Source organism: Nocardia sp. NPDC050799, from assembly GCF_040654015.1.
In the GTDB taxonomy this organism is placed as follows: domain Bacteria; phylum Actinomycetota; class Actinomycetes; order Mycobacteriales; family Mycobacteriaceae; genus Nocardia.
The window spans coordinates 1-25,322 of record NZ_JBFAHF010000033.1 but is presented as its reverse complement, the minus strand read 5'-3'; the positions used below and the strand labels follow the sequence as shown (position 1 = coordinate 25,322).

Genomic DNA, 25,322 nt, shown 5'->3' with positions numbered 1-25,322 from the left:
CCGATCTTGCGCAGACCGGCCTGGTTCCTTGCCATCGCGACCGCCTCGCTGCTGTCGCACACCGTCCTCAGCGGCGTCCGCACGCTGATCTCCTACCGGGCCCTGGCACTGGGCGGCGACGGCCTCGCCGTGGGCGTCATCACCGCGGCGTTCGCCGTCCTACCGCTCATCGCCGCCCTGCGCATCGGACGTGCGGTGGACCGCGGCCTGGCCGTGCCGGCGCTCCGGGTCGGCCTGGGCCTCACCGTGGTCGCGGTGGTGCTCGCGGCCGCGAGCTCCCAGCTGATCGTGCTGGGGGTGGCCAGCGCGCTCCTGGGGCTCGCCCAGATGCTGCACACCGTGGCCTGCCAGAGCATGGTGGCACTGTGGTCCCCGCCCGAGCGCATGGACGCGCGCTTCGGCCACCTCACCCTGGGCGTCTCCGCCGGCCAGTTGCTCGGCTTCCCGATCGCCGGCCTGGTGGCCACCCTGACCACGCAAACCTCGGGCTCGGTCAGCACCGGCCCGGCATTGCTGGTCATGGCCGCGATCGCCCTCACCGCCGTGCCGCTCGCCTTCCTGTTCGCGCCCGGGGATTCCACCCGGGTCAGCCGGTCCGACGCTGCCGACGGGCAGCAGTCCACCTTCCGGCTGCTCGCCACACCGGGCATGAAACCGGCCATCTACTCCAGCCTGACCGTGCTCACGGCCATGGACCTTCTCATGGCCTACCTGCCCGTCCTGGGACAGGAGATGGGGCTCAGCGTCGCTATGGTCACCACCCTGCTCACCGCCCGGACCGTCACCTCCGTCCTCTCCCGCGCGACCATGCCGATGCTGCTCCGGCGAATACCGCGGCGATGGTTGCTCGTCTCCGCCACCCTCGCCTCCGGAGTGCCGATGGCGCTCGTGCCGTTCACCTCGGCAGTCGTCCCGCTCATGCTCGCCATGCTGCTCATGGGCTTCTTCTGGGGCGTCGGCCAGCCGCTCACCATGTCCTGGGTGACCGTGATCGCCGACTCGCGCAACCGGGCCGCCGCACTGGCCGTCAGACTGGCCGGCAACCGGATCGGCCAGGTCACGGTACCGGTGCTGGCGGGCAGCCTCTCCGGCCTGGTCGGCGTCGGTGCCATCTTCCACGTCAGTGGCCTGCTGCTGATCTCGTCCGGCCTGCTCACCCACTCGGCCACCCGCGGCATCTGACCCGGCGCCGCATCGACCCCCATCGGCAAATGGGTGAACCCCGGGTACTGCCCGGCCCCTTCACCCGGCGACGAAGTACTCGGCCGGCGAAGTCCTTCGACCCTGTGAGCTCGGTGTACGAGGCGTCATCCTGAAGTCGGCGGGTCGTGACCGCCGCACTGTGTGCGCGTCGAGTCGACGATCGCGACCGCGTCGGGGAAATGCGCCGACAATGCCGTCGACAACCCGCCCTCGGAGGTCGACCCCCTTCGAGCCGGTCAGGAGGAGTCGTGAACGTACTCGTGACTGTCGGCGCCGTCGTCGTCGTGGCACTCATCATGCTGTGGCTGTCGGTTCTTCTCGAGCTCGGTCCCGTGTGCCGGGCCCGGTCATTTCATGGTCGCCAGATTGCGCCAGAGGCTCTCGAGACTGTCGGTGCCGCCGAACAGGGTGGTGAAGTTGGTGGAGTCGATGAGGACGATGTCGCCCGCCCGCCAGTCGGTGGGTGGCATCCAGATCAGCGCGTTGAACTCCGTGTTACCGGCCGCGGTGAAGGGGTGGGGCCGCCCCGGATCGATGCGCTGGCGACCCAGGACCCGTAACGAGTCGCTTTCCGGTGCCGTGAGCTCGTAGTGCGGCAGGTGGGGGTGGAAGTTGAAGGTGGTGACATCGTCCAGCAACTGGGGGGTATCCAGATCGCGAAAGGCGGTCAGCGGTGCGATCTCCCGGGTGCCGTCGACGACCGCCGGGCGCAGACCCCATATGTTGTTCACCGGTACTTCCAGGGCTCTCATCAGCGAACGCGTGTACCGGCCGAATCGCTGTTGCCGGGGTACCAGCCGGTCGCCGTGATGCTCGTACTCCGTTTGCCGCTGCGTATCGTCGTCGGTGAAGCCGACGTCGTGGTGCGGCGCCAACACCAGGCACGTACCGTCGCGTTCCAGCCAATCCCGGACCGCGGCGCTCTCCTCGGGCGCGGCGTCCTGCTGGGAGAGCAGGTGGTCGAGCCCGAATACCATCAGCGTATCGGTGTCGGCCAGGATCCGCTCATCGATCGGCAGTGTGTATCCGGCCTGGTCGATGCGCTGGAACACGGCGACGGGATGACCTGTCACCGCACCGGCCAACCGCTGGAACGCCAGCGTGGAGCGGTGGAACAGCTCCAGTGTGCCGGCGATGCCCTGCAGGAAGTGCGCCGCGTCGAAGGCAGGGGTCTCGTAACCCGGCCACGCGGCGTTGCGCACTTCGGTCATCGTGGAGAAGCGGTTGTACATCTCCGCGGGATCGCGTTGCGCTTCCCACGGGTAGCTCCACGCCCAATAAATGCTTATCCGCCGGCGCCCATCGTGTCTGCGTGGGACGTGGGTCTGGTTATAGGTGCGGGCGGGCGATGGGGTGTTCATCATGTCGCCTCTCCACTGTCCAGGGTGGCCAGATACCGGAGGGCTCCGATACCCGGCAGGAAGAAATACGCGCCGCCGCGGAGCGTGGTGAAGGCCGGCAGGTTCGCGAGCACCTTGCGGATGGGCCGCTTGGGGATCGTGAACTGCAGGCTGCCGTCCTGCGCGCCGCAGATGGGGTCGTGTTCATTGCCCAGTTCATGGAAATTCTTGTCGTTGATCCAGACGTTCTGCGCGAACTCGAACTGGCGAACCAGGCTCGCGCAGATTATGAACGCGGCGATGCCTCGGTCCGCCCCGTCCTCAGGTGCGTTCTCGGGCAGCGCCGGACCATAGGTGGCACCACGGCGAATCATCCGGTGCCGGTTCATATCGGCCGCGGTGCCGCGAGGGTTGAGTCGCCGCACATGCGAGCCCAGTGGCACCGCGTAGCCGTGCGGATCGGTCTGCTGGTAGTCGAAGTCGTTGTTCCGCAGCGGATCCGCCCCCAGCTGTGGATCATCGCGTTCGGGGGCCAGGGCCAAGGGGGCGCCGCTTCGCCAGCGGCCCATGAGCTTCGCGGCGAGCAACTCCTGCCCTTCCGCGGTATCGGCGTGCTCGCTCAGATAATCCCGGAACGCGCCGACATGCTCCTGCAGTCGCCGGTAGGCCAGATAGCTGCCGTTGCGGGACAGCACCTCCGGCTGCGGTAGTCCGCGGGGCGGCCCCGCCTCGTCGGGATACCCGAGGATGAACTCACCGGGTTCCAGCGGTGCACCCGAGCCCGGTGTCGGTTCTTCGCCGGACCCTTTCATCACCGGCTGGGACAACCGGTCACGGAAACCGAAATGGTCGTGGGCATAGTCGAATGGTGGCGTCGCGTTCAGATCCAGGTACGACAACACCCGCACACCGGGGCTGCGGGACACCAGCCGGTCGTGCTCTGCCGTGCATCGCCGGTGTTCGTCCTCGGTGCGGGCGAACAAGATCGCGATGGCGTGCAGGTCGTCATCGGCCAGCCCGCCCACCCAGTTGTCCGGGTGGCCGGCCCCCGTATCGCCCAGGATATCGGCGCGGGCGGGCATACCTTCCCGGAACTCGTCGGGGAAGGTGGCGAGCGCCGCCTCCGGCACTCCCAGCGCCCCCAGCCCGCGCCAGGTGAAGGCCAGCGTGATCCAGCGCTCGGAGCTGTCCATCGTGGCGCGCGCGTCGGCCGCCGACTGGACCCGGTCCACCAGCGCGGTCAGCCAGGCCCGGCCGCCGGCGGGATCGTCGAAGGACAGGAACGCGTAGCGGCCGGTCATCGCCGGGGTACGGGTCAGCAGGATGTGCTGGATATCGTCCAGCTCGAGGGTCGGCACGGGAATCACTGCATCTGATCGAGCATGTCGGAGAACGCGGCCTCGAGCCGCAGCGCCTTCTTGATCCGCTCGGCGGTGACGTAGGGGTACTCGCCGTATTCGAGGAAACTCGGGACCTGATGCTCGCGGACGAATCGGGCGAAGGCCTCGGTATTCTCCCGCCAATCCTCGGGAAACCCTTCGAGGTTGGTGAAAACGGTAGTGATGCCGGTCTTTCCGAAGAGGGCCACGGCATCCTCGGTGTACTTGTCGAAGTCGGTATCGAAGATGCCCTGATATTGAAAGTGCAAGCCGGAGCCGACATCGAACAACTGCCACCGCAGATAGTGGAGCCGTAGCGGCGCGAGCACATTCGGACTATCTGCTACGGCATCTTCGATCTGCTTCCCGTACGCGCGTATCGCCTCTTCTCGGCCCGGTTTGACCTTCGCGATGATCGAGAACCCGTAGCAGGCGGGGGTCCGTGGGTAGGTCGGGCCGTACCGACCCCGCTCCAGCTCGAAATAGCCCTCCCTGGGGATGGCCAGCGCCGCGGGTTTGCTCCATTCGTGATCGTTCGTCGGCATATCGTCCTCCATGGCAGGAGTTGACCGGACATCGAAACCCAACAAACACGCGGTGGAACCCGGAAAACCGCAACCCCCGATGCCAGGAGCCCCGGGGGCACATCCGCCGGGTATCAGGATAACTGTGATTTTGCCGCTCAGCACCCTACGATCCCTTCCCCTCGCGACCCGGCGACGTACCCCGCTGCCCAAGCACATCGGCGAGAGCGACACCGCCCTTCGGCCGTGGTCGCCGACCACGGCCGAAGGCTTGCACGTACCGAAGCGACCGAACTGATCCGGGTAGCGGGCAAGGTCACCGGTTGCGCCTATCGGACGGCCGACGGCGCGACCGGCGCGATCCACGCCGACCTCACAGTGGCATGCGACGGCCGCGCCTCGGCGCTCCGGGCCTCGACCGGACTGCCCGCGCGAAGCCGGCCGACACCGATGGATGTGTGGTGGTTCCGTCTCCCTCGCACCGCTACCGACCCCGCCGGAGCGCTCCCCGTCGTGACCGCCCGCCGCGCCGCCGTCCTGCTCGACCGCGGTGACTACCGGCAGTGCGCCAAGTCGACGATCTGCTCTGCATCGGCGACGCAGCGCACGCGATGTCCCCGGTGGGGGGCGTCGGCATCGATCTCGCGATCCAGGACGCCGTCGCCGCCGCCAGGATATTGACCGCACCGTTGCGCGCGGGAACCACAACCACCCGCGATCCGGCCCGGGTACAGCGCCGCCGCGCCATCCCGACGGCGGTGATCCAGGCGGTCCAGCGGGTGCTGCACGCCCGCCTGATCGTGCCGGCTCTCACCGGGCGGGTCGAGATCGCCGGCGCCCCGAGCACACCCCGGACCCTGCGATTACTGCGCCGAACTCCGGTAATACGCAGCATTCCCCCATATCTCCTCGGCCGCGGGGTGTTGCCCGAACACGCACCGGATTTCGCGCGCCGCCCGCCCGCCGGATCCGCCGACCCGACCAGGCAGGAGCCGCGCCGCAATCGGCTCCGGCGGCGCCGGGTTCCGTATCGCCCGGCGAGCCGGTGAGTAAAGAATGCCGTGAACGGTAACCATACGAAAGCTGACGATGGGCAGAAGTGGATATAATCTGAGGCCGGGCCCATATTTCCGATAATTGCAGGCCTATTCACCCGGTGATGAATGAGCCGATATGCAGCAAGACAACATCGATTCACGTGGAAAACCTTTCCAGAATTAGCTATCCAGAGTGGATATTTAATCCCGGAAAAGCTTTTTTCGGCACGCCGGAATCGACGGTTTCGAACACAGAAAGATTAGAACGGGCTATATTTTAAAAACCCATTCGGCGGGTTCGACATCCAGTCGTACCGTTGCTCAACATTTCCTGGAGATAGCCATGAGATCGACTTCGTCCCTGCTTCGTGCCGGCATTCTTGCTCCGGTGGCCGTCGCTACCGTCTTTTGTCTGGCCGCACCGGCAAGTGCCGCCCCCGTCAGCGTGAACTGGAACTGCCGGGGCACGATCCTCGGTATCGGCCAAACCTCGACCATGACCACATCGGTCACCGGCACCGCGCCGAGCTCGGCGGCATCGGGTTCCGCGGTGGCAATCACCATCACACCGGGTGCCTCGTCGGTTCCCAGTTCGGCTTCCGGCTTCACCGTGAACAACATCAGTAACCTGAAGATGACCATTCCGACTCCGGCGAATTCGACATTGGTCTCGGCTACCGCCTCCGGGGGTACCGTGGCCGGCACCGTCTCCACGTCGGGTGGGAATGTCGTTCTGACCGTACCGGGTCCGATCGCCGGCGGCACCAGCTTCACCCCGCCGGCGGTGACCGTCAACGTCACCGCCGGCACCCCCGGAACACCGATCACCAGCAAGTACGCGGGGACCAGCTACACCAGTCCCGGCATGACCATGACGACCAACGTCTCATTGGTCGGCAATGTCGCGACCTCGTGCTACCCGAACCCGTCCCCGACCCTCACCACCACAACTGTCAGCTGAGCCCGCGGATAGGCGCCACGGCGTAATGATCGGCGCCCGCGCCGGCGGCCGGTGCTGAACATGCCTGGACCGGGTTGTCCCAGCAGCCCGGTCCAGGTCGCACCCAGGCGGGCCGGGTGCGACACATTCCTGATAGTGATTGTCCTACTTCGGGTTTGGTGTAGCGGCAGTCACTTCGGCCGAATATTCAGATGCGCAGTATCGCATCCGCCGCTGTGTCGTACAGTGCATATCCGGCACAGCGACGGCCGCTTCGACAGCCGGAGCGGTGCCCGCTTTCGTGATGATCGTCAGCCGCGGTTCGGGCTGCCGACCGATCGATTGACAGGAGCCCACATGCCCGCTTCAGACGCCCGGCGGCGATCCCTACCGCATGCAGGGAAAACGATGGCGTGCACTCGCGATTCCCCGGCTGCCTCCGATCCGCGCCGCGCCACCGCGGCCCGCGGCATTCATCGAGTCCACCGATCGCCCTGACGCCCCGGACGGAATCGGGCGCTCGGCAACCGAGCGCGCCCTCGTCGGTGACTTCTGTTGAGCGGTTACATGTTTCAAGTGATCGAGGGGAATGCCTATGCGCCCGACAACAACCGCCCGCATCTCGGTCGAGCTCAAAAGGGCCCTGGAGTTCTATCACGGCACCGTCGAGGATCTGATCCGCGAATTGATCAGAGTGCTGGGCGTGAACGAGACCGATCGGCGGGCATTGGAGATCGTCTTGCTCGAGGAGGAGAAGGCCACGACGCCGGGGATGCTGGCCGAACGGCTCGGCCTCACCGCTGCCGGCGCCACGATCATGCTCAACCGGCTGGAGAAGCAGGGCTACATCGCCCGATCGCTGCACCCGACCGATCGTCGTCGCGTGATTGTGATGGCCACCGAACTCGCGGCCCATCGCGTACAGGAACTCGTCGTACCCATGATCGTCGAGAGCTACAAGATGTTGCTGAGCTCGTACGACTCCGCCGAACTCGACATAATCGCCGACTTTCTCACCCGGGCGGGCGAACTGCAAAAAATCCACCGGCAACGGCTACGGGACGTGGATCCCTACTCGAAACCCTGAAACCTCGACCACGAAGCCCTACATGAATTGAGAGAAATACGGGGCGCTTCGAAATTCAGTGCCCAGAATGTGCTGTGTGGAAGTGCGGATGCCCGGTGTCCGTGCACTGCTCTTCTCGGTAAATACCTGAATCACGGATGACTCGCTCGAGCTGTTCGGCGAGGCGACACCGTACTGCCCGCGCTTCGGCGTTCGGCAGAACTGCCGGAGTTGAATGTTCCGACACTCGCGCTTCTTTTGGTGCAGACGGTCCGGTCGGTCACGGATTCACAGGCCGTGCCGTCCGAAGTGTCGTCACCGGTTCCCAGCGGTCGGCACATCCCGACGGAGAAAGCAATATCGAATGCAAACAGGTGACAACAGCGAAGACAATGTGGCAGAGCCGGACATCGACGCCGAGCCGCCACGGCCCCGGATTCTGCGGTGGGGCGGTCGGCAGGCCGCGGGGCCATCGGCCGATCGGTTCCGGCGGCAGATGTCACGTGCGGGTGTGGTGGCTGCATTGCTGACCACGGCGATCGGGATAACGATCATGGTACGGGCGGATTCGAACCCGCCGATGCGGGCGAACGACTCGGGCGAATGCACCCTGAAGGCTTTCGACCACCACGCCGTCCGAAGCCGGACCAGCGTGACGAACCCGAGCACGACATCGGGCGCACCGAGCGCGGTCTCCGTACCGGGCGACGCCGCGGGCCCCGACACGGCTACTACCGATACCGGGGCCGGCCGGGCGGCCGCCGATTCCACCGACCCCGGTACCGGCACGGCCACTGCGACGGAGTCGACGACAGCCATGACGACGGATGCCCCGGCCGGAAATTCGACCGATGCGTCGGTGAGCGCAAGTTTCTCTGCCACGGTGAGTCTTTCGGTCCACGCCACGGTCAGCGTGCCGGACCCGGGTACGGTCACCTCGACCTCGCTATCCACGGTGCCCGTCACCATGACTCCGACGGATACGTCGACGGTCACGGTGACAGCCGATCCGAGCACGGAGACGGTGACGGCCGATCCGTCGACGATCACCGTCACACCCGACCCGGCGACCACCACAGTGCCGACCACGGCACCGACCACCATCACGACAACGGCACCGACCGGCACCACAACGACGACCACGACGGCACCCACAGACACCACAACGACCCCGATTCCGCCGAGTTCGACCACCACATCCACGTCACCGGAGGTGTCCACAACACCCGCGTCGCCGACGACCACCTCGACGCGGTCTACGACGACCAGGGCGCCGAACACGACCCGGCCCCCGACGCCGACGACGTCGGCGCCTCCGGCGCCTCCGTCGATCGCGCATCCACCGGCCACGTCACCCAAGGTGGAGGAGGCACCGGGATAGCCGGTCACACCACCGACGGTCGATGCCGGTGGAGTGACGTCGACCGAGGTCCTCCCGTTCCCGGGGCACACCGAGTCCCCACCCCGAACGCCCGCCCGAGCCTCCGCCCGCGGCCCCGCGTGGCCGTGTCGCCGGCCCTCACGTGAACGCCGGATCGATCCGGCCGTTCCCGAGCGCCCGGGCAACCTTTTTGGCCAGCGCCTCCTCCGAGCGGGCCCGCAGACCTCCCGCGAACATCCACGCCACGACGTTGCCCGTATCCGCGGCACGATGGGTATGAGCGAGTTCGAACCGGTTCAACCAGTTCGCCTCATGATTCTCCCGCATCTGGACCTGGATCACTACGCCGCCGACCACGATCTCGTGCGACGTGGTGGCGCCCGGAATGTCCGGGGGTGTATCCCGCCACCGGGCGCGCGGATGATGCTCCTCGGTGAGCATCCGGATCACGGCCGCACGCGCGCTGGTGTCGTCGACATCCTCGGTGATGTCGATCCGCGCTTCCAGTTCCTCGAAGGTGGTCGAGGAACTGAACCCGCCGAGCGATTCCATCCAGGTGTCGAAACCGATCGGACCCGCCGGCCGACCCGCGAGCAAGGCCTCGGCGTACGCCATCATCAGCCGAGCGCCGATCTCGGCGTTGCTCGGGCGGTACTCTTTGCTCTCGATCTGGTAGTCGACTTCTCCGTCCGCACGCGGGCTGACCGTTATATAGGCGACGTTGTAGGGCGACGAGCGCGCCAACGCGCCGGCGAACTCCGCATGCTCGGCAACCAGCTCACGCCGAGCCCGCTCGTGCCGGCCCTGCGTGGCAACGATGAGCAGCGTGGGCTTCCTGCCGCGCTCGGCCGCCGGCACCAGCTTGGCATGGTCGGTGAGCCAGGTGCCCCCTTCGGACCTGCGATACCGATGCTCGTGGTGGCGGCGGGTCGCTTCGTCGTCGAGTACCTGCTGTGCGTCGCGGAGTTCGGCGACCACCGCGTCGAGGCGGATGATTGCTTCGGCCCGCTTCCGGATATCCGCCGCGCGCTGTCGATCCGCCGGTCCCAGCCGTTCGACCAGCGGCCGTATGGGATCGTCGGCGGGGAGCCGGGTCGGGTCGTCGAGGATGGTCGCCGACAGGTCCACCAACTGCGCCGGAGCCACTTCCCACGCCGCGGCCAAGGCGCGCCACTCCTCGTCCACTGCCCGGCGCGCCTCCCGCAGCGTCGCCGAATCCGGCGGCACGCGGGCGTGGTCACTCGCTTCGCCGACCTGCCCGAGCAGCCGCCGGATCCGTTCCTGTACCAGCCCGAAGTCCACGACAGCCGGGCCGTTGTCGCCCAGCGCCGGCCGCGGCGGCATCGGCATCGGCTCTACCGGGTCCGGTTCGTGGCGGAGCACCCGCAGTTGCCGCAGAATCTGCGCCAACCGCGCCAGCTCGACCTGATGGCGCCGGAGCTCGAGCCGTTTCCGTTCCTCGCCCTCGGGCAACGTCACCTGGTCCAGACGCGTCAGGTCGGTCCCCGCTCGGACAGCCAGCCGGTCGAGTTGTCCGTCGATGAATTCCCGTCGACGCGTGAACTGCTCGAGCACCTCTGGGGAGCCGGGTGTATTCCCCGGCTCGGTCCGCGCTCCCCCGGGTGTCAGACCGTGTCGTCTCATCAGCTCGTCGCGCTCACGCTCCAGCCTGCCGGTCCGGTCGGCGATATCGGCCTCCTCGGCCGCCTCCTCGGCGGCGACCGGCCGTTCGGTGACTTCCACCCAGCCCTGCTCGGTCCACTGCAGGCGCTGTCGTGCGACTTCGAGGTCGGCGCGTACCACCACTGCCTTGCCCACGTCTCGATCGAGCTCGGCGAGTGCGGCCCGGCCCCAGCCGCTCCAGCCGGCACGAGCCAAGGCCGGATCGCATGCCCGCAGCTGTTCGCGCAGGTCGTCGATCTGTGACCAGGACATACCGACGGTGTCGAAAGACATCTCACGGCGCCCGTCGATCTCGACAGTGCGCAACTGCTCCCACAGCCGTCCAAGCGGCTCCGGTAGCACCGTGATGTCGAGATTCCCGAACGGCGACCGGTCGGTCCGGCGGTAGCCGGTGCCATACTGCACGGGCTCACTCCGGCCGGGGCCGTAACACAACACGTCGGCCGCCCGGCGGACCCGCTCCACTGTCGCCGGCTCCCCGGCTCCCAATGCCGTGGCGTACTGGGCGGCCAGCTCCGTCAGCTGCGCGCGTGTGTCCGCGGCCATCGGATGTACGGCGGTTTCGGCCCCGGTGAAGACGAAACCCGCCACCTCCGAAATAGCGCCGGGTATCGCGAGCTGCATCTCCTGCAGCACAACGCCGTCGCGGCCGACGGCCACGATCCGACCGCGGATATTGGCCAGCGCGCCGATCTCACCGGCGGCACCGGACAGCACGACGACCGCGCCGTCACCCAACGCGTCCAACACCCGGCATATCTGCTCGATGCCGCCGGTGAAGGTGCGCGGTTCGGAACCGAGGGCGGCGGCGACCGCGAATTCCGGGGCGCCGTGGCCGCCGCTGTCCTCGCCGAGCGGACGGATATCCGGGTTGCCGGTCAGCGCCATGGCCAGCGCCACTACCGCCGGGCCGTGGAACCGGGCTCGGTCGGCCGGGCCGGGCTCGGACTGCGGCCGTCCCGCGAGCCCGGTGGCGATCTGCTCGTCCAGCTCCCGCACCTGCCCGGCCAGCCGGTCGAGTTCGGCGGCGATCCGGACCAACTCCGGCAACCGCTCGGCGAGCGGGGCCGGCGCCGGGAGGTAGAACCGACTCGGCTTCTCCGCAGGCGGGGGCGGGGTCTGCGCCATCCGGTCCAGTTGCTGCCGGCTCAGCGTATCCGGGTCCACACCGAGCCTTGTCGCCAATTTCCGGTATTCGGCGGTGGTGACATATTGCTTCAGCATCACCGACGACCGACGGGCGGCGAGCTCGGACAATCCGTCCTGCTGCTGCGCGGCGGTCGCGGTGTGCAACCGAGTGACTTCCGCACCGCGCTGTCGCGCCGTGCCCGGATCGAACAGGGGAATGCGGTCCCAGGCCCCGCCGACAGGGTGTACCGGTCGTTTGTCCGGCCCGAAGAAGACACCCTCCACCGTCGAACGGAAATTGTCCTTCGGAGCGAATTCTCGCAGCACTCCAGTGCTGCGGTCGATCTCCACGATCGTGCCGTCGATATTCGACAGCACATACCGCGCCGCGCCCCCGCGGGACGTATCCGACACCAGCACGACCGCGCCCGGGCCCAGTCGACGCAACTCCCAGACCAGGTACGTCTGCCCCGGGTAACGCAGAACCCGGGCGCGCACACTGTCGGCCAGATCGTCGGGTGCGGCGCCGAAATCCGGGTGGTCGGGGCGGCGAACCCAGTCCGCACCGACCAGGTCGGCAAACGTTTGCAGCGCTCCGATCAGGCTCCCGTGCCGTCCGAGATGGGCCTGTCGCGGGTCGATCCCCGCTGCCTCCACCAGCCGCGTCAGCTCGCGGTCCGCCTCGGCCAACCGATCGCGCGCGTCCCGGTACTGCCGGGCCGCTTCCCGCTGCTGCGCGCGTTCGCCGGGGTCGGCCTGCCGGTAGGACAGCCAGAACAAATCATTTTCCGCGATGTCGTGATCGCGCCATCCGCTCAGGTCCACGGTCTGGGTGTCCCAGTACCCATACCGCAGCAGCGCCGCGGTGTGCTCCCGGCGCGCATCGGCCAACCGCGCGTAGAGCTGATCGGTCGCGTCGAGATCCCGCAACCTGTCGGGCGTGTCCGCCGACTGCCCGGTGGTGGCCGGTTCGGCGCGCTCTTCACGCAACTGCCGCTGGGCGATATCGGCGGCGAACTGCGCCCCGGCCAACGGCACCGTCCGCTCCGGCTGGTGTGGGGCACCGTCGTCGAATCCGAACGCGGGAAGGATAGGGCCGATCCGGCCGCGCGCTTGGGCGAGCTCTTCTCCGGCGAGGTTGTGACCCCATTGCGCCTCGCGATCGTTCGACCCGGAGTCCGGTGCCTCGGGCCGTGGCCTCGCACCGATTCGGCGGGTGTCCACATCGGTATCCGGCCGGTCGACGATATCGGCGGCCGGCGGTGCCGGCTCCTCCGTGATTCCAAGAGGACTACCGCCGCTGTTCCCCAGGCCCGCCCGAAACACACCACGCATCGCCGGTGCGTAGTTGCTCGTATCGCCGAGCGGCTCGGCCTGTAGTCCACCGGCTGCGACAGCACCCCCGGCGTAGGCGAGCTCGAGCCGCACCACCCCCTCGCTGTCGACCAGGACCACGAATTCCGCCGGTGCGCTCAACCGCGGCAGCACCTCGGCGGCCAGTTCCTCGGCTGTGGATTGCACAGCGCCCAGGTCGGCGGCGGAGCTACCCATCATGACGTCGCGTACCAGATCCTTGACCACCGCAACCGCCGCGTCCGGGGCGACCTCGTCGGAGATCGGTATATGCCACGCCTCAGCCGGCCGTGCGGGAAGCGACCGTTTGCTCACCATCTCCTCCGGCGAATAGAACGTGACCACCCACGCCGCGAGGCCGTGCTCGTCCGGAGAGAATTGTTCCTCTCCGCCCGGAAAATCGTGGGATTCGAGCACTCGGATCGACTTCACCCGCGGGTCCTGGCGCAGGATAGTCAGATACGGCTGCCGCAGGTAGGCCGTATTCGGGAACAATTCCTCGCCCGCGTAATAACCCTTGCCTTTACCTTCCGGACCGGCCTCGTCCTGGTCGTTCATCACAAAAGCCACGATCGAGCATTCGGCGGCCGCTGCCAGAGCACGCTCGAAAGCTCCCAGCGCCACATCGAGTTCCCAGCTGAGCGAATCGTGGACAAAGGTCATTTCGGTCGCCGCCCAGCGTCCGTCCTGCAGCGCGAAGACATTTCCCTTGGTGGGTATGGACTCGCTCAACACGTCGGAAATGACGGCATCGGCTCGCTCGTCCGAACGGGCGTCCGCTGCGGCGGATTCGTGATCCGGGTAGTAGCGGGCCATGATCTCAGCGCTCGCGGGTACCCATTGCCGCCAGATCGTGCGAGTGTTGAACATTCGCGGGATGCCCTGAGCGTCGACATATTTCTGCATCCCCGGGCCGGGACCGTACATCGCTTGGGCGTACAGCCATTCGTCGGCGTTGCCCTCGTAGATGAGCTGTTCGACGTTGTTCCGGACGAAGGGGGCGAGAGCCAGCGTATAGCCGAGCGCGTTGCCGCCCCCGATGTTTCCGATGTGCTCGAACTGTCCCGGACCGAACCCCTCGGCTTTCAGGAACCGGACGATGGCATCGATCAATGCGAGGTCGTGGCCGAAGATCCGGTAGCGGAACCGGGCCGGGACGAGCGTGCCCGGTCGGTCATGGTTCGCAGGTGTGAAGACACCGTCCACCCACTCCCCGACATAGTTGCGCAGAATATATTCGCCTGCGCCCCATTCCTTATCGGCTTCGAAGCCGTCCTGCTGATCGGCCTGATCGGCGGGGCGTTCTGCCAACTCGTCGAGTGAGCCGACGATATAGTCCGGTGCCTCGTCGTGGACGCTCCGGTAGCGCAGTACCAGGTGGTAAGGATCCCATGATTCCGCATATTGCCGTGTGACGAATTCGAAAAATCGGAAGGACCGCCCCTCTGCCTGCGGCCATTGCTTGACAATCAGATCTTGCAGGAGCGCGATCTCGCCGAGCATCACCGTGTGTTCGAGGTGTCCGCGGCTTGCGGAGTCCAGCGCGTCCAAGCGTCTGCCGAGCCCATAGAACTGAAAGATCAGCGCCGCATCCAACAATTTACGGACTTCGTCCGGTGAGCTGTCGGCGACCGATTCACCGCGGTGGGCAGCGATGGTGATATGCGCGAATTCGCGAATCAGGTCCGGGTCGACCCGAGCGGACTCGTCCAGATCGTAACGTGCGCGGACCAGACGCTCCACCTCGAAGAGTGCCGGAATGAACATTCTGGCCGTGTCCGCCGGTGCGCCGGTGAGATCCATTACCCGGTGCAGCGTCGCGCTCCACCCGGCGAACTCACGCAACTGATCGATACTCGGCGGGTAGCGATCGAGGTCGTCCTCGGCTCGATAACGCGAAATCGCCGACAGTACGGTCCGCAGGTCCATGCCCGAGTCCGGCAGTTCCGAAGGCCAGTCCAGGACCACCCGAAGCCGCTTACCGAACTCCTCGGCATCGGGCACGACCTGTGCTGGATCCCCGTACTCTTGGTTGAGCCAGCGCACCAGGCCGTCCAACTCACCGGGTGTCTCCGCTCCGCCGTATTCGGTGATCAGCATGTGCAACGATGCCCAACGCGCGGGGTCGTCGATACCGTCGAGGTATTGCTCCGCGGCAGTCCGGAAGCGCTCGACGCGCCACGTTCGGTCCAGCCGCACAGCCGCCAGCGCTGCCCGGACGGATTCCGGTTTCTGCGGGTCTACCGGCAAGCCCAAGGTGGTCGCCAACTCCGCGACCCGGTCGCCGAGGCCGGCCAGATCGGTAACGGCACCATACGTTTCATTCAGGTGCAGCGGGACCGTTCCCGAGGTATGTCTGCCATGGTGCCACACCGAGATTCCGAGGTTCTGCCCGTCCGGCTCGATCCGCACCTCCAGCCCCATACCCCTGCCGTGCACGTGCGACTCGGCGCGGTCGCCGTATACTCGCACGGCGATATCGCTCGCCGCGGCCGCCACGTGCTCGGTCCCGCCGGACTGTTCGGTGACCAGGAAACGCACTGCGTCGTCGAGGTGATGCGGTTCGGTGGTGTCGTCGAGGTAGCGCCAGATCACGACGCCGGTACCGGCGGGGGTGGCGGTGATCGTCACCGAGTCCTGCTGGGACCGGTTGGCCACGGCAAGCCGCAACGACGACCTGCCCGATTCGCCGGCCTCGACCGTCAACTCCACCCAAGGCAGACGGACGGGATCCAGATCATATCCATTGTCCAAGCTTCGTTCACCGAAGTACGCGACCGCACGCTGGATCATCTCGCGCTGCGACTCGAACGCGAGACCCGTTATCCGGCCGACCAGAGTGTGTACCTCTGCGAACGGTAATCCGCCCTTTTCCGGACGGCTCACCAGTGGCACCGACAATCCGGCGGTGACGGTCCCCGACACGTCGTCCCGGCTCAGCCGGAATGTCAGCGGTCGGTCGGTGTATTCGCTCGAAACCTCGACCGCCGCTGCGCCATCCTGCGCTTTCAGGGTCACGGTCGCAGCCGATTCTGCCGTGGTGCGTGGGTGGTCGAACACCCGGCGTAGCAGGTCATGCACTGCCGCCGAGGTCATATCGACCCTATCCTGGGTCCAGCCCCGGAGCATCTCGAGAAGTGCGGCCGTTACCCGGTCCCGTGCGGAATTCGCCGACACCTCGCGCCGCGGCACGGTCATGGTTACGGCAGACTTGCCAAACAGTGAGGTGACGGCGTCGCCGGAGGCGGGAGACTCTGAGAATCCCTCGTCGTCGGGGCCCTGCTCGTCCGTGCGACCCGAGCGCGGTCCGGACGGGCGATCGCTCCACGGTGTCGACCTTGATGCGCCGGCCACCTCGCCCCGCTGGTCCGTCGATGCCGGCTGGCCTGTCCGCGCCGTTCGCTTCGGGTCCGGCGCAACTGCTACGGCGGCGTTCTCGCTCTTACGGGCACGCTCCTCGGCATGCAGTCCGGCCTGGCGGCTTCGGTCGGAATCCCCGACCTTGCGCCGCGCGTCGGCCAGTACTCGTCGTACCTCGTGCGCGGACATGCCGGTTTCGGCGGCGATCTCGGTATGGGTTCGCCCTTGCCGCACCTGTCGCAGGACCGCTGCCTCCGTCACGGACAAGCGCTGTGCGAGCGTCGCGTCGCCGCCGCGTCCGGCGGTCGTGTCGGATGTCGATGCGGCGAGCCGGGCGAGAGCTTCCTCGTCGAACAAATCGAGCGCGCCCACGATTCGTGGCATGGCCGTGACCAGAGTGGGCGACCCGATATCGGGCAGCGCACGGTTGACATGCTTATCGACCGTGCGGGGCGAGAGGCCGAACATCGTCGCGATTTCGCCCCTGGTGCGTCCGCGCGACAAATGCGCGAGGACGACGATCTGGCGTGGCGTCAACCGCTTGCCGAGGTCGGCCAGTGGCGACTGTGGCTGCACCAAGCCGCGCCGGGTGGCTTCGGCGGCGATCAGATAGCGCTTGTTCGCGATGCCGAGCGCCGAGGCCACCTCCCCGACATACTTCGATGCCTGCTGCCCACCCAGTGCCTCGGTGATTCGCGCATTGTCCCACCCGTCGGTGATCCACCGCAGTACCCGCAGGTGGTCCTCGCTCAATCGCGGTTCATCAGCGGCATTTCGGCTCGAATCCTGATGGGACCCGATGGCCCACCGAGATTCCGCGGGACCATGGCCGGGTCGAGATCCGATGGGGTTGTCGTCCTGCCTGCCGCGATCCGACGGACTCGTTGGCGCGGGCTGGGGAATCGACTTTCCTTGGGGCTGGTCGCGCCGGGCGGGTGGATCGGTGTTCTCATCGGAATCGAACTGGATACGCGCGGTCTCGGTCTCGTCTACAGAGTCTGCCGCAGTCGGCATCACCTCGGTGGCAATCGGGCCGTCATGGGGCTGATATCTCGGGTTGGGGCGCCAGTACTGCCGCACCTCGTCGGCGAGCGCTGCGAAATCCCCTTGCCATATCTCGGCAGGAATCTCGAAGCAACCCACGATCCGCTCGCTTCGGAGCCCCCCCGGCCAATGCACGGCGACGACGCCGTCGAGCTCGTCGACCACCCCGAACCCGCCGGGCGCATCTATGACGAAAATCTGGTGGACGACCGACCACCGCGACGTGCGGTCGTTCATCTTCACCGATTCGCCATAGTCGGCGGCCCGGTTTACACGGACCGTTGTGTAGACAACCCTGCCGTCGCGCTGCTGCAGCGGAACGAAGCCCTCTGCCAACGCAACGGTGTGGGGTCGTTCGTCGCCACGGAACAACAGCCCGCCGCCGGTGCGCCAACCCGAGCGCGGATAGTCGGTCGCGATGATCTCCCATCTCCGCCGGACCGCGGCGAGGTCGATGTCGGTGTCGGCGGCCGCGGCAAGCAACTCGTCATCGTGCACCTGGGTTACCGGCTGCCACTGCGCCGGTGCCGACGAACTGCTCAGGACCAGTTCCACCACCTGTGCGGCGTCGAACGGGTCCAGCGGGACGTTGGTCGGCGCGCTGCCGATGAGGTCGTCGGAATCCGGATGGATGGGCGACTGCGGCGGTCCGCCCGTGTCGGGGCCGTCGGATACTGGCATATCGGCCTGTGTGACGGTTTTGCCCGACCATGGTGTGCTGGCCGGTCGTTGGTCGGCGGGTTGCGCGTCGTCGGGTATTCCGCTGTGCGTGGGTCTGGCGCCGATGTGGCGCGATCGACCGGTCCGTGGCTGCGATCGGGTGGGAGATGGTGTGGTGGTGTTGTCGGGATCGCCGGTCGCTCGCGATGCGGTCGGCATTCCGGGCAGGATGCCGGTGCGAATGGCGATCGCCACGCTCTCCTGCCGGTTGCGTACGCCGAGCTTCTGCCGAATACCGGCGAGAGCCACATCCACTCTGCCGTAAGTCGTTTCGAGGTCGTTCGCGATATCGGTGTTCGTTTGTCCGTTCGCGACTCGGTCGAGCAGGTCGACCTCGGCGGAGGTGAGATCGGCAAGGTCCCGGCTCATCGGGTGGATATCGGGGAGCATGCCGTTACGCAGCGCGACCGCCACCATTGCCGCCCGGTTGTGCACCCGCAACTTGTTGCCGATTCGCGTCAGATACTCGTCCACCACGGTGGGCGACGGTCCGAGCGCCCCCGCGATGTCCTTGGTGGTCTCACCGTTCGCGACTCGGGTGATCAGATCGATTTCGCGGGGGCTCAGGTACGGGACGGCGCTACCCTCGACGTCCGGAGGGGCGAGCTCGACGTGTCCCGCGCGCACGGCGGCCAGCACGATCGCGGGCCGGTTGGGTACATCGAACCGGCGGCGGAGATCGGTCACCTGCTCGTCCACTGCCGCCGCGGTGATGTCGAGGTCCTGCGCGATGTCGTGGCTGGTGTCGCCGTTCGCGATCCGGATCAGCAACTGAAGCTCGCGGCTCGTCGGGTCGAGCATCGCGGTGGCAGGCGATCGGTCGCCGACCGGGACAGTACTGGCGAGCACTCCGGCGCTGAGCGCGAGATACACCAGTTCCGCCCCGTTGCGCGCGCCGAACCTGCGGTGTAGCTCGGTGCGGTAGATCCCGACGGTACCCGGCGAAAGCCCCAGTTCCGTACCGATTTGGCGGGACGTCATACCCGCGGCGATCAGCTGGAGCACCATGAACTGGCGATTGGTCACCCCGCTGTCGGGAGGAGCGGTCGTGTCGATACCGCTGGGGTGTTTGCCCTCGGCCTCGAACTCGCGCCGGCCGGCCTCGAGTAGCCGGTCGAGCGCACCGCGCTGCACCACCGTGAGGTTGCCTCCGTGCTGCGCCGCGGCAAGGGCCTCGGCAGCGTGGCCGCGTTGCGTAGCACTCATTGCGAGCCAGCCGGTCACCAGATTGCTCGCGATGCCGTGCAACCATTCGAGCGGGGCGGCATCCTGAACCCGCCACCGGTACTGGTCGGCGATGTCGAACGCCAAGCGGTTGAGTCCCTGCGCTACGCGCACCAACGGCCGTAGCTCGGGTGTGACGGCGGTGGCCGGAACTCCGAGATCGGCGAGCACTTTCGCGAACACGGCGCGTCCGTACTTCCCGCGCAGTTGCTCGAATGCCGCTTCATCGTTGCCTCGAGCGCGGTGTAAGAGGCTGTCGGCCTCTGATGTGTCGCTGCCGCCGCGCTGTTCGGCCGCAATGGACGTTTCCGGCGCGGTGCGCCTTTCGTTGGGCTCCGGGGGGCCGGCGATCCTCTTCTTGCGGGGTGGATTGCCGCGATCTCGGTGGGTCAGGTCCTTGTTGATGTCTTCGAGAGCGCCGTCCTCGGTTCTGCGGTATCGGGCGGTGTGGATTCGGCGGATTGTTTCGTACGGGTGGGTGAATTCGTCGGCGTCGATCACCCGGGGAATATGGAGTTCTTTCTCGCCGGATGGTTTCGCCTCGGCCTCGCCGGATGGTTTCGCCTCGGCGTGCTTGATGTTGGTGTCGAAGATGATGGCCTGGCCGGGGCCGGTATTGACGATCGTGAAGACATGCATGGTGTTGCCACCGTTGTCGACCAGGACGTCCATCGTGTCGACCTCGGTCTCCTCGGCATTCTTGACCTGGTCGATGAGCGGTCCGAACACTCCGGGGGTGTGCGGGGTCCGCGGGTCCGTTGTTCCGTCGGCGGCATCGGTCGGGAGGTGGTATTCGACGAGTGTGCCCTTGGTGTACTTCTCGAGGGCTTTGTAGTCTCGTTTCCTGCCGCGGGGCGCGGTGGCGTCGTCCTTACCCAGCCCGTACAGGATTCGGGCGGTCCGGTCGAGGCAGTCGTCGCGCAGTTCCTCCCACCACTGGCGACGGACACCGTTTTCCAATGCGAGCGCGGCGGCGGTGGCGCCGGCAAACATCCCGGCGGTGGCCAGGCCGGCACCGGTGCGGCCGAAGGTCGCTACGGCCGGGATCACCAGTCCGGAGCCGGCGATGGCACTGACCTGATTGACCGTGTTGGTGATCGACCATCCCTGCCCGAGGCCGGCGCCGGTGAGATTACGCAGGTAGTAGGCGAAATCGATATTGTTGAGCATGACCGTGGCGCCGGTCGCCGCCACGGCACCGGCGATGACCCACTGATTGTCGGTGGCCGCCAGGGTGCCCGCCTGTATCATCCAGCTACCGAAGGTGAGTCCCAGGGTTCGGTCTTTGATCCATTCCCGGAAGGATTTCCACGCCTTCAGCGCCGCGCCGAACAACGTCCCGATACCTGCGCTGGCCGCCACCATTCCGATGCTCTGCGGCGAATAGTTCGCCTCGTCCATCAACGCTGCCAGCTGCACCCAGATAGCACTGGCGCCGACGCCCCAGGGAATGAGCAGGCCCTGGTAGTAGCGCATGTATCGGTCGTTCCGCATCGTGCGCGCCACCTCGCGCATCGAGGGTTGTTCTTCCTTCTCCGAGCTCGTATCGGGCAAGCCGCGCATTGCCCGCCAATTCGCCAAACCCGTTGCCGCGCTAGCCCACAACGGCATGGCAGCGGTAATGTTCGCCATGACCGGCCAGGTGAATCGGCCGAGCAAACCGCTGGAATGGCGGTCGATCATCATGAGGGTGTCGGCGGCTTTGCGTCCCTCCGGCGTGCTGATGAGCGAAGGACCGTAAACCTGGACTCCGGCGTTGTACACCGCGCCGGTGGCCGCCATGACGGTCCCCGCGCCGATGAGTGCCTCGACGGTGCCGGGCAGGCCGAGCCCGGCATACAAGGCCGCGCCGCCGGCGGCCACCGAGCCGAGCAGCCCCGCCCGCATCATCCACCGGCGGGCGTTCCGGTCGACCAGCATGCCTCCCGGCAGTGTTGCCGCCAAGGCCGCGGAGCTCATCAGCGCATTGGCCATCGCGGTCATATCGACCGAACCGGTCGTCTGCTGGACGGCGTTGATCAGATACGTCGCTGCTCCGGCGTTTCCCGCGCCCGCGACACCCGACCAGAGCGCGAATTTCGTGAGATTCTTCTGCTCCTCGGTCTGCGCGGCCTGGCGTTCGCGGATCCGCCGCAGCAGCGAACGACCGTCCGGGTTTCGTCCCGGCGCCCCGGTGATGTCGATTCCTTCGAAGGAAGGGGCGACTTGGGATTGGCCGGGCGTGGTCCGGGCTTCGAGAGTGCCACTGCCGGTGGGCTCGAAGTAGGCGATGTAGGTGTGCTCGGGCTCGGTATAGGTGGCTTTCCAGTCGAGGTAGGGGCGGGGGTCGCCGCCGGTGAGCTGGTCATGGACGTAGGTGGTGGTGAGTCCGGTTTCCGGGTTGGTTCGGCGGGTGATGATGTACGCGTGCGCGCGCTCGCCGCGGCCGACGACTGCGACGGCATAGGTGCCGACCGGTTTGGTGCGCAGGTCGTCGACGGCCTTCCACATCGGGTCGTCGGACCGGTCACGAGTGGTGATCGGCTGATGTTGCAGCCCGGAGCCGGTGGCGGTCTGGAAGTGGACGGCCCGGCGCCCGGTGACGGGCAGCACGGGCAGGCCGTTGCGCTGCAGGATGTCGACAACCCACGGCAAACATGTGCGAACCTCTGCCGGAAGGCTGGGCGCCGGTGATCCACCGGCGCGTTGCTGCCGCGCAATGGGAATCGGTGCCGCGATGTTGTCGCTATCGCCGGTGATCCGGTCCGCTGCGAATGAGACGTCATCGGACCAGGCGATCCCTGATGCGCTGATCCACTGGGTGAGTACGTCGTGCACGGCACGAAATGCCGGGATGGTCCGCGCGGGTTCAGGGCCGGGATCGAACCGACCATAATGGGCGGCCGCGGGTCTGCCGCCCAGCCCGATCTCGATCGTCACCTCCGCTGGTTCGCCGAGAACGGGATGGATGATCGCGTCGATAGACATTCCGCCCTCGGGCGGAAATTCGACGGTTTCGACCTCGAACCAGAATTCTTCATTGCCGCCTCGAAGGTGCTGCGCTACCTTTTTTTCGAGCGCGGGCAGATCCAGGGCGGTGCCGGAGGCTCTGATAAATGTTTCTACAGAGTTCTCTTCCGTGTTCTCGGGCGTATTTTGCCACGCGCCCCCGATATGTCCATTGTCGAACTCGATCAATATATTCGACAAATCGAAGTTCTGACTCAGGCGGTGTCGCGATTGGGCCCAGAATCTCGGAGTCTTGGTCGCATGGGCAAGGAACATGCCGCTGAAGAATCCGATTATTTCCGGCCTTCCGTCGACTAGGCGCCAGTATCCACCACCTGCGACGATGCTCGGCCCTTCGATTCTCTGATGTATTCGCTTTTCGTTTTCATCGGCATGGGTTGATATGTAAGAGTGCAGAAGAATTGGATGTTCGGCGCTGCCGTCCTTCGTGGTGACAATTTTACCGCTGCGTAGTATGAGGAAACAATGCTGTCCGCGTCCGGTTGTTAATTTCTTTTTGTCCGTTCCGATGAATGAGCCATCGTCGTCCTCGTCGAGAACAATGACCTCAACCCGTCTTCTCTTCCAGAATTCATCGACTTCAGGATGGTATTGTCTGGAAATTTCTGCGCCGTCGTATTCCGTTCTACTCGGCCGCGCACCGATCCGCCCGGTGGTCCGGTCCGGTCGCGCGCCGATCGCGTCGGCGGGTCCCTCGAGCAGGACTGCGGTGAGATTGTCGTTGGTCTGCTTCGCGGCGATCGCACCTTGGATGAAGGCCTGGGCGGCGCCGAGCAGTGTGCCGGACCGAGTGAAATGCCGGGCGACTGTTTCGGCGACCGATTCGGCGGTGGTGCGGGGATTCGACGGACTGCCGGCGAGATGTTTGATCGGTCCGTCGGTGAACAGGCCCACGATTCCTGGACCGGTGGGTTCGAATACCTGCGGCTGCGATGGTTGCCACTCCCGCTGCCAGCCCTTACCGAGACCGGTGAGTGGTTTGTCGGCCTCGGGCCGGCCCATGGCTTCGCGTTCGGTGATGCCGAACATCTCCATGTACTGCCGGACATAGGTGTCTGGCTCGGTGAGCTCCCGGGATGCGCTGTCGTCCAGGCTGATCCACATCGCCCGGGCGTCGCCGCGCGAGTCGGTGATGAGCTGGGTAGGGGTAACCAGCACCGCCACGATGGTCGCTTTGGGGGAGTCCACGTCGCTGGTCTCGGCGAACTCTTCGGTGGCGATCAGATCCAGCACCGCCTGCTGGGCGGCCTCGAACGCCTCGGTGACCACTGCGACCGGATCCCATCCGGCGCCCGCTTCGGCCGCCGCCGCAAGCCGCGCCAGCACCTCGGCCGCCGCCTCCGATCCCACCTGTGCCGCGAGTTCCGCGCCTATCGAATGGGAGACACCATCGGCCACGATCGCGAGGGTCATCCGCTCACCCGAGACGGTCGCGGTCGCGATGGCGAAGGCATCCTGATTACGCCGGTGACGTTGATCTGCCGATTTGCCGCCGATATCGGTGACACCGGCGGCATGCCCCAGATCCAACTCTCGGTGGGCGCGACCATCGGTGCGCTGGGGCGTCGCGGCCGGATCGGCGGTGGGCGTCGACTCCGCCGAGGCGGTGACGGACGACGTGTGCGCATCCGTCACGGTGGTGGGTTGTTCCGCGTCGACCGGCCCGCGAGGATCGGTGGGGATCAGAAGCCGGTCGAGTTCACCGACAGCGGCTACGGCGGCTCGATTGCGTTGTTGGGCGGCTGCGGCCCGCTGTTCCAGCTCGGTCGAGCGGTCTGCGCTACCGATCGCCTCCCGCATCAGCCAGGATTGCAGGGGTGACGGATCGAGGGCGCGTGGGTCCGGGTCGTGGGGGATGGTGTCGATCAGCGTTCGGTGTTGCTGGGAGTGGTCCTTCGGTGACGAGTGCTCCAGCACGGTGATCAGCGCATCGAGCCAATCGATCTGTTTCACCAGCGATTCGTACTGCCGGGCCGACCGCTCGAATTCGTGTTCGTCGGTGTCGTCGACCTCGTCCACATATTGGCCCGCGTCCCGCATGTGCTCGGACAAAGCGGCGTACACCAGGTGCACCTGACCGACGGCCGCGCCGCCGAGACGGGCGAGCATGCGGACTGCTTCGTCGTGGCGGGCGGTGTCGCGAGCCGCGGCCTCCACCGTGGCCGCAATCGAGCTGACGGTGGAAAGTGCGGATTGCCAGCGGGTTTCGGACTCGATATCGGCGCGGGTGCGCGCCATCGCGGCGGCGGCGTCCTCCATCTCCTCGACCGCGTTCGCGAATTCGGTCAACTGCCGGGTCCGCTCGGTCGCGGGCGTATTCGCCTGCTCGGCCGCCTGCAGTTCCGCGAGGCGTGGTCGAATATGGGCGACCGGAACCGCGGCGGCCGACGGATCGTTGTTCGGTGACGCTCGACGTGCCGCTTCCTCCGATGGCCTGCTGCCGATGCTGTCGAAATCGCCGTCCGCCGGATCCACCCATTCCCGGCTCGTTACGCCGGGATCCCGGTCGTTCGGTCGTCCGCGGACCGGCGCATTCGTGCCGTCGAGTGCGGCGCCGGGCTCGTGTGGAAGCGGTGTGAGAACACCGGCTGCGCTTTCGAAGTGGGCGAAGAATGCGCGATCCACCCGGGTAAACGACTGCCGGAAGAATTGTCGCCAGGTGTCCCGGTCGCGCATGCGGGCGAGGGGTTTGCCGCCCAGATCGGGGTCGGCGATACGCGGGACGTTGGTGTCGTAGACAAAGAGGGCACCGTCGAGCTGGGTGACATAGAACGCGTGCGCTATGCCGTCGTGCTCGACGACGAATACCGAACTGTGCCGCGGGTTTTCAGGATCGAGCAGGCTGTCGATTTCACGATCCAGGCGCTCCTCGAGAGCTCCGTCGGCATCAACGAACTCGGCGAGACCGGTGGTGAGGCCGGTGACGAGTGC

The 25,322-nt window shown here is 66.6% G+C and carries 12 protein-coding genes; 6 read left to right on the top strand and 6 right to left on the bottom strand.

The features are described from left to right. Positions 1 to 6 precede the first annotated feature (6 nt). On the top strand, positions 7 to 1,182 hold the full coding sequence (locus tag AB0H42_RS27655; protein WP_357061167.1) for an MFS transporter: 1,176 nt from the start codon (positions 7 to 9) through the stop codon (positions 1,180 to 1,182). 368 nt (positions 1,183 to 1,550) lie between these two features. Here the strand turns inward: AB0H42_RS27655 and AB0H42_RS27650 are convergent, their stop codons facing one another. From AB0H42_RS27650 to AB0H42_RS27640, 3 genes are all read right to left on the bottom strand, one after another. Next, positions 1,551 to 2,564: a hypothetical protein gene (locus AB0H42_RS27650; RefSeq protein WP_357061164.1), complete on the bottom strand. Its 1,014-nt coding sequence runs from the start codon at positions 2,562 to 2,564 to the stop codon at positions 1,551 to 1,553. After that, the gene (locus AB0H42_RS27645) at positions 2,564 to 3,844 is read right to left on the bottom strand and encodes a peroxidase (protein ID WP_357061313.1); all 1,281 of its coding nucleotides are present in this window, start codon (positions 3,842 to 3,844) and stop codon (positions 2,564 to 2,566) included. Before AB0H42_RS27645 ends, AB0H42_RS27650 begins: the two co-directional genes overlap by 1 nt. A 62-nt stretch (positions 3,845 to 3,906) precedes the next feature. After that, complete coding sequence (locus AB0H42_RS27640; RefSeq protein ID WP_357061161.1) at positions 3,907 to 4,467, bottom strand: hypothetical protein; 561 nt, start codon at positions 4,465 to 4,467, stop codon at positions 3,907 to 3,909. Between the two features lie 225 nt (positions 4,468 to 4,692). On the opposite strand from AB0H42_RS27640, the gene AB0H42_RS27635 reads away from it, so the two are divergent. After that, a complete protein-coding gene (locus AB0H42_RS27635) occupies positions 4,693 to 5,127 on the top strand; it encodes an FAD-dependent monooxygenase (protein WP_357061158.1) in 435 nt (144 codons plus the stop codon). After that, the gene (locus AB0H42_RS27630) at positions 5,010 to 5,495 is read left to right on the top strand and encodes an FAD-dependent monooxygenase (RefSeq protein WP_357061156.1); all 486 of its coding nucleotides are present in this window, start codon (positions 5,010 to 5,012) and stop codon (positions 5,493 to 5,495) included. The genes AB0H42_RS27635 and AB0H42_RS27630 overlap by 118 nt, the downstream gene beginning before the upstream one ends. Before the next feature lie 309 nt (positions 5,496 to 5,804). Here the strand turns inward: AB0H42_RS27630 and AB0H42_RS27625 are convergent, their stop codons facing one another. Then, complete coding sequence (locus tag AB0H42_RS27625) at positions 5,805 to 6,125, bottom strand: hypothetical protein (protein WP_357061154.1); 321 nt, start codon at positions 6,123 to 6,125, stop codon at positions 5,805 to 5,807. Between AB0H42_RS27625 and AB0H42_RS27620 the strand changes: the two genes are divergently transcribed. Both AB0H42_RS27620 and AB0H42_RS27615 read left to right on the top strand, forming a co-directional pair. After that, positions 6,118 to 6,444, top strand: a complete 327-nt coding sequence (locus tag AB0H42_RS27620; protein ID WP_357061152.1) for a hypothetical protein — start codon at positions 6,118 to 6,120, stop codon at positions 6,442 to 6,444. The genes AB0H42_RS27625 and AB0H42_RS27620 overlap by 8 nt on opposite strands. 574 nt (positions 6,445 to 7,018) lie before the next feature. Then, positions 7,019 to 7,510, top strand: coding sequence for a MarR family transcriptional regulator (locus AB0H42_RS27615; RefSeq protein WP_357061149.1), 492 nt, complete (start codon positions 7,019 to 7,021; stop codon positions 7,508 to 7,510). 294 nt (positions 7,511 to 7,804) lie between these two features. Here the strand turns inward: AB0H42_RS27615 and AB0H42_RS27610 are convergent, their stop codons facing one another. Together AB0H42_RS27610 and AB0H42_RS27605 are read right to left on the bottom strand one after the other, a co-directional pair. Further along, positions 7,805 to 8,878 carry a hypothetical protein gene (locus tag AB0H42_RS27610; protein WP_357061146.1) on the bottom strand — a complete coding sequence of 358 codons (1,074 nt, stop codon included), beginning with the start codon at positions 8,876 to 8,878 and terminating at the stop codon, positions 7,805 to 7,807. A 130-nt stretch (positions 8,879 to 9,008) separates the two neighbouring features. Then, positions 9,009 to 24,866: a LuxR C-terminal-related transcriptional regulator gene (locus AB0H42_RS27605; protein WP_357061143.1), complete on the bottom strand. Its 15,858-nt coding sequence runs from the start codon at positions 24,864 to 24,866 to the stop codon at positions 9,009 to 9,011. 126 nt (positions 24,867 to 24,992) lie between these two features. Between AB0H42_RS27605 and AB0H42_RS27600 the strand changes: the two genes are divergently transcribed. Next, a partial coding sequence (locus AB0H42_RS27600) for a hypothetical protein (protein WP_357061141.1) occupies positions 24,993 to 25,322 on the top strand: 330 nt, incomplete at its 3' end.

What these genes read in the sequence shown, in the direction of transcription:
- AB0H42_RS27620 (WP_357061152.1), top strand. Translation starts at nt 6,118, where the DNA reads ATGACCATTCCGACTCCGGCGAATTCGACATTGGTCTCGGCTACCGCC.
- AB0H42_RS27650 (WP_357061164.1), bottom strand. Translation starts at nt 2,564, where the DNA reads ATGAACACCCCATCGCCCGCCCGCACCTATAACCAGACCCACGTCCCA.
- AB0H42_RS27640 (WP_357061161.1), bottom strand. Translation starts at nt 4,467, where the DNA reads ATGCCGACGAACGATCACGAATGGAGCAAACCCGCGGCGCTGGCCATC.
- AB0H42_RS27645 (WP_357061313.1), bottom strand. Translation starts at nt 3,844, where the DNA reads ATGACCGGCCGCTACGCGTTCCTGTCCTTCGACGATCCCGCCGGCGGC.
- AB0H42_RS27615 (WP_357061149.1), top strand. Translation starts at nt 7,019, where the DNA reads ATGCGCCCGACAACAACCGCCCGCATCTCGGTCGAGCTCAAAAGGGCC.
- AB0H42_RS27625 (WP_357061154.1), bottom strand. Translation starts at nt 6,125, where the DNA reads ATGGTCATCTTCAGGTTACTGATGTTGTTCACGGTGAAGCCGGAAGCC.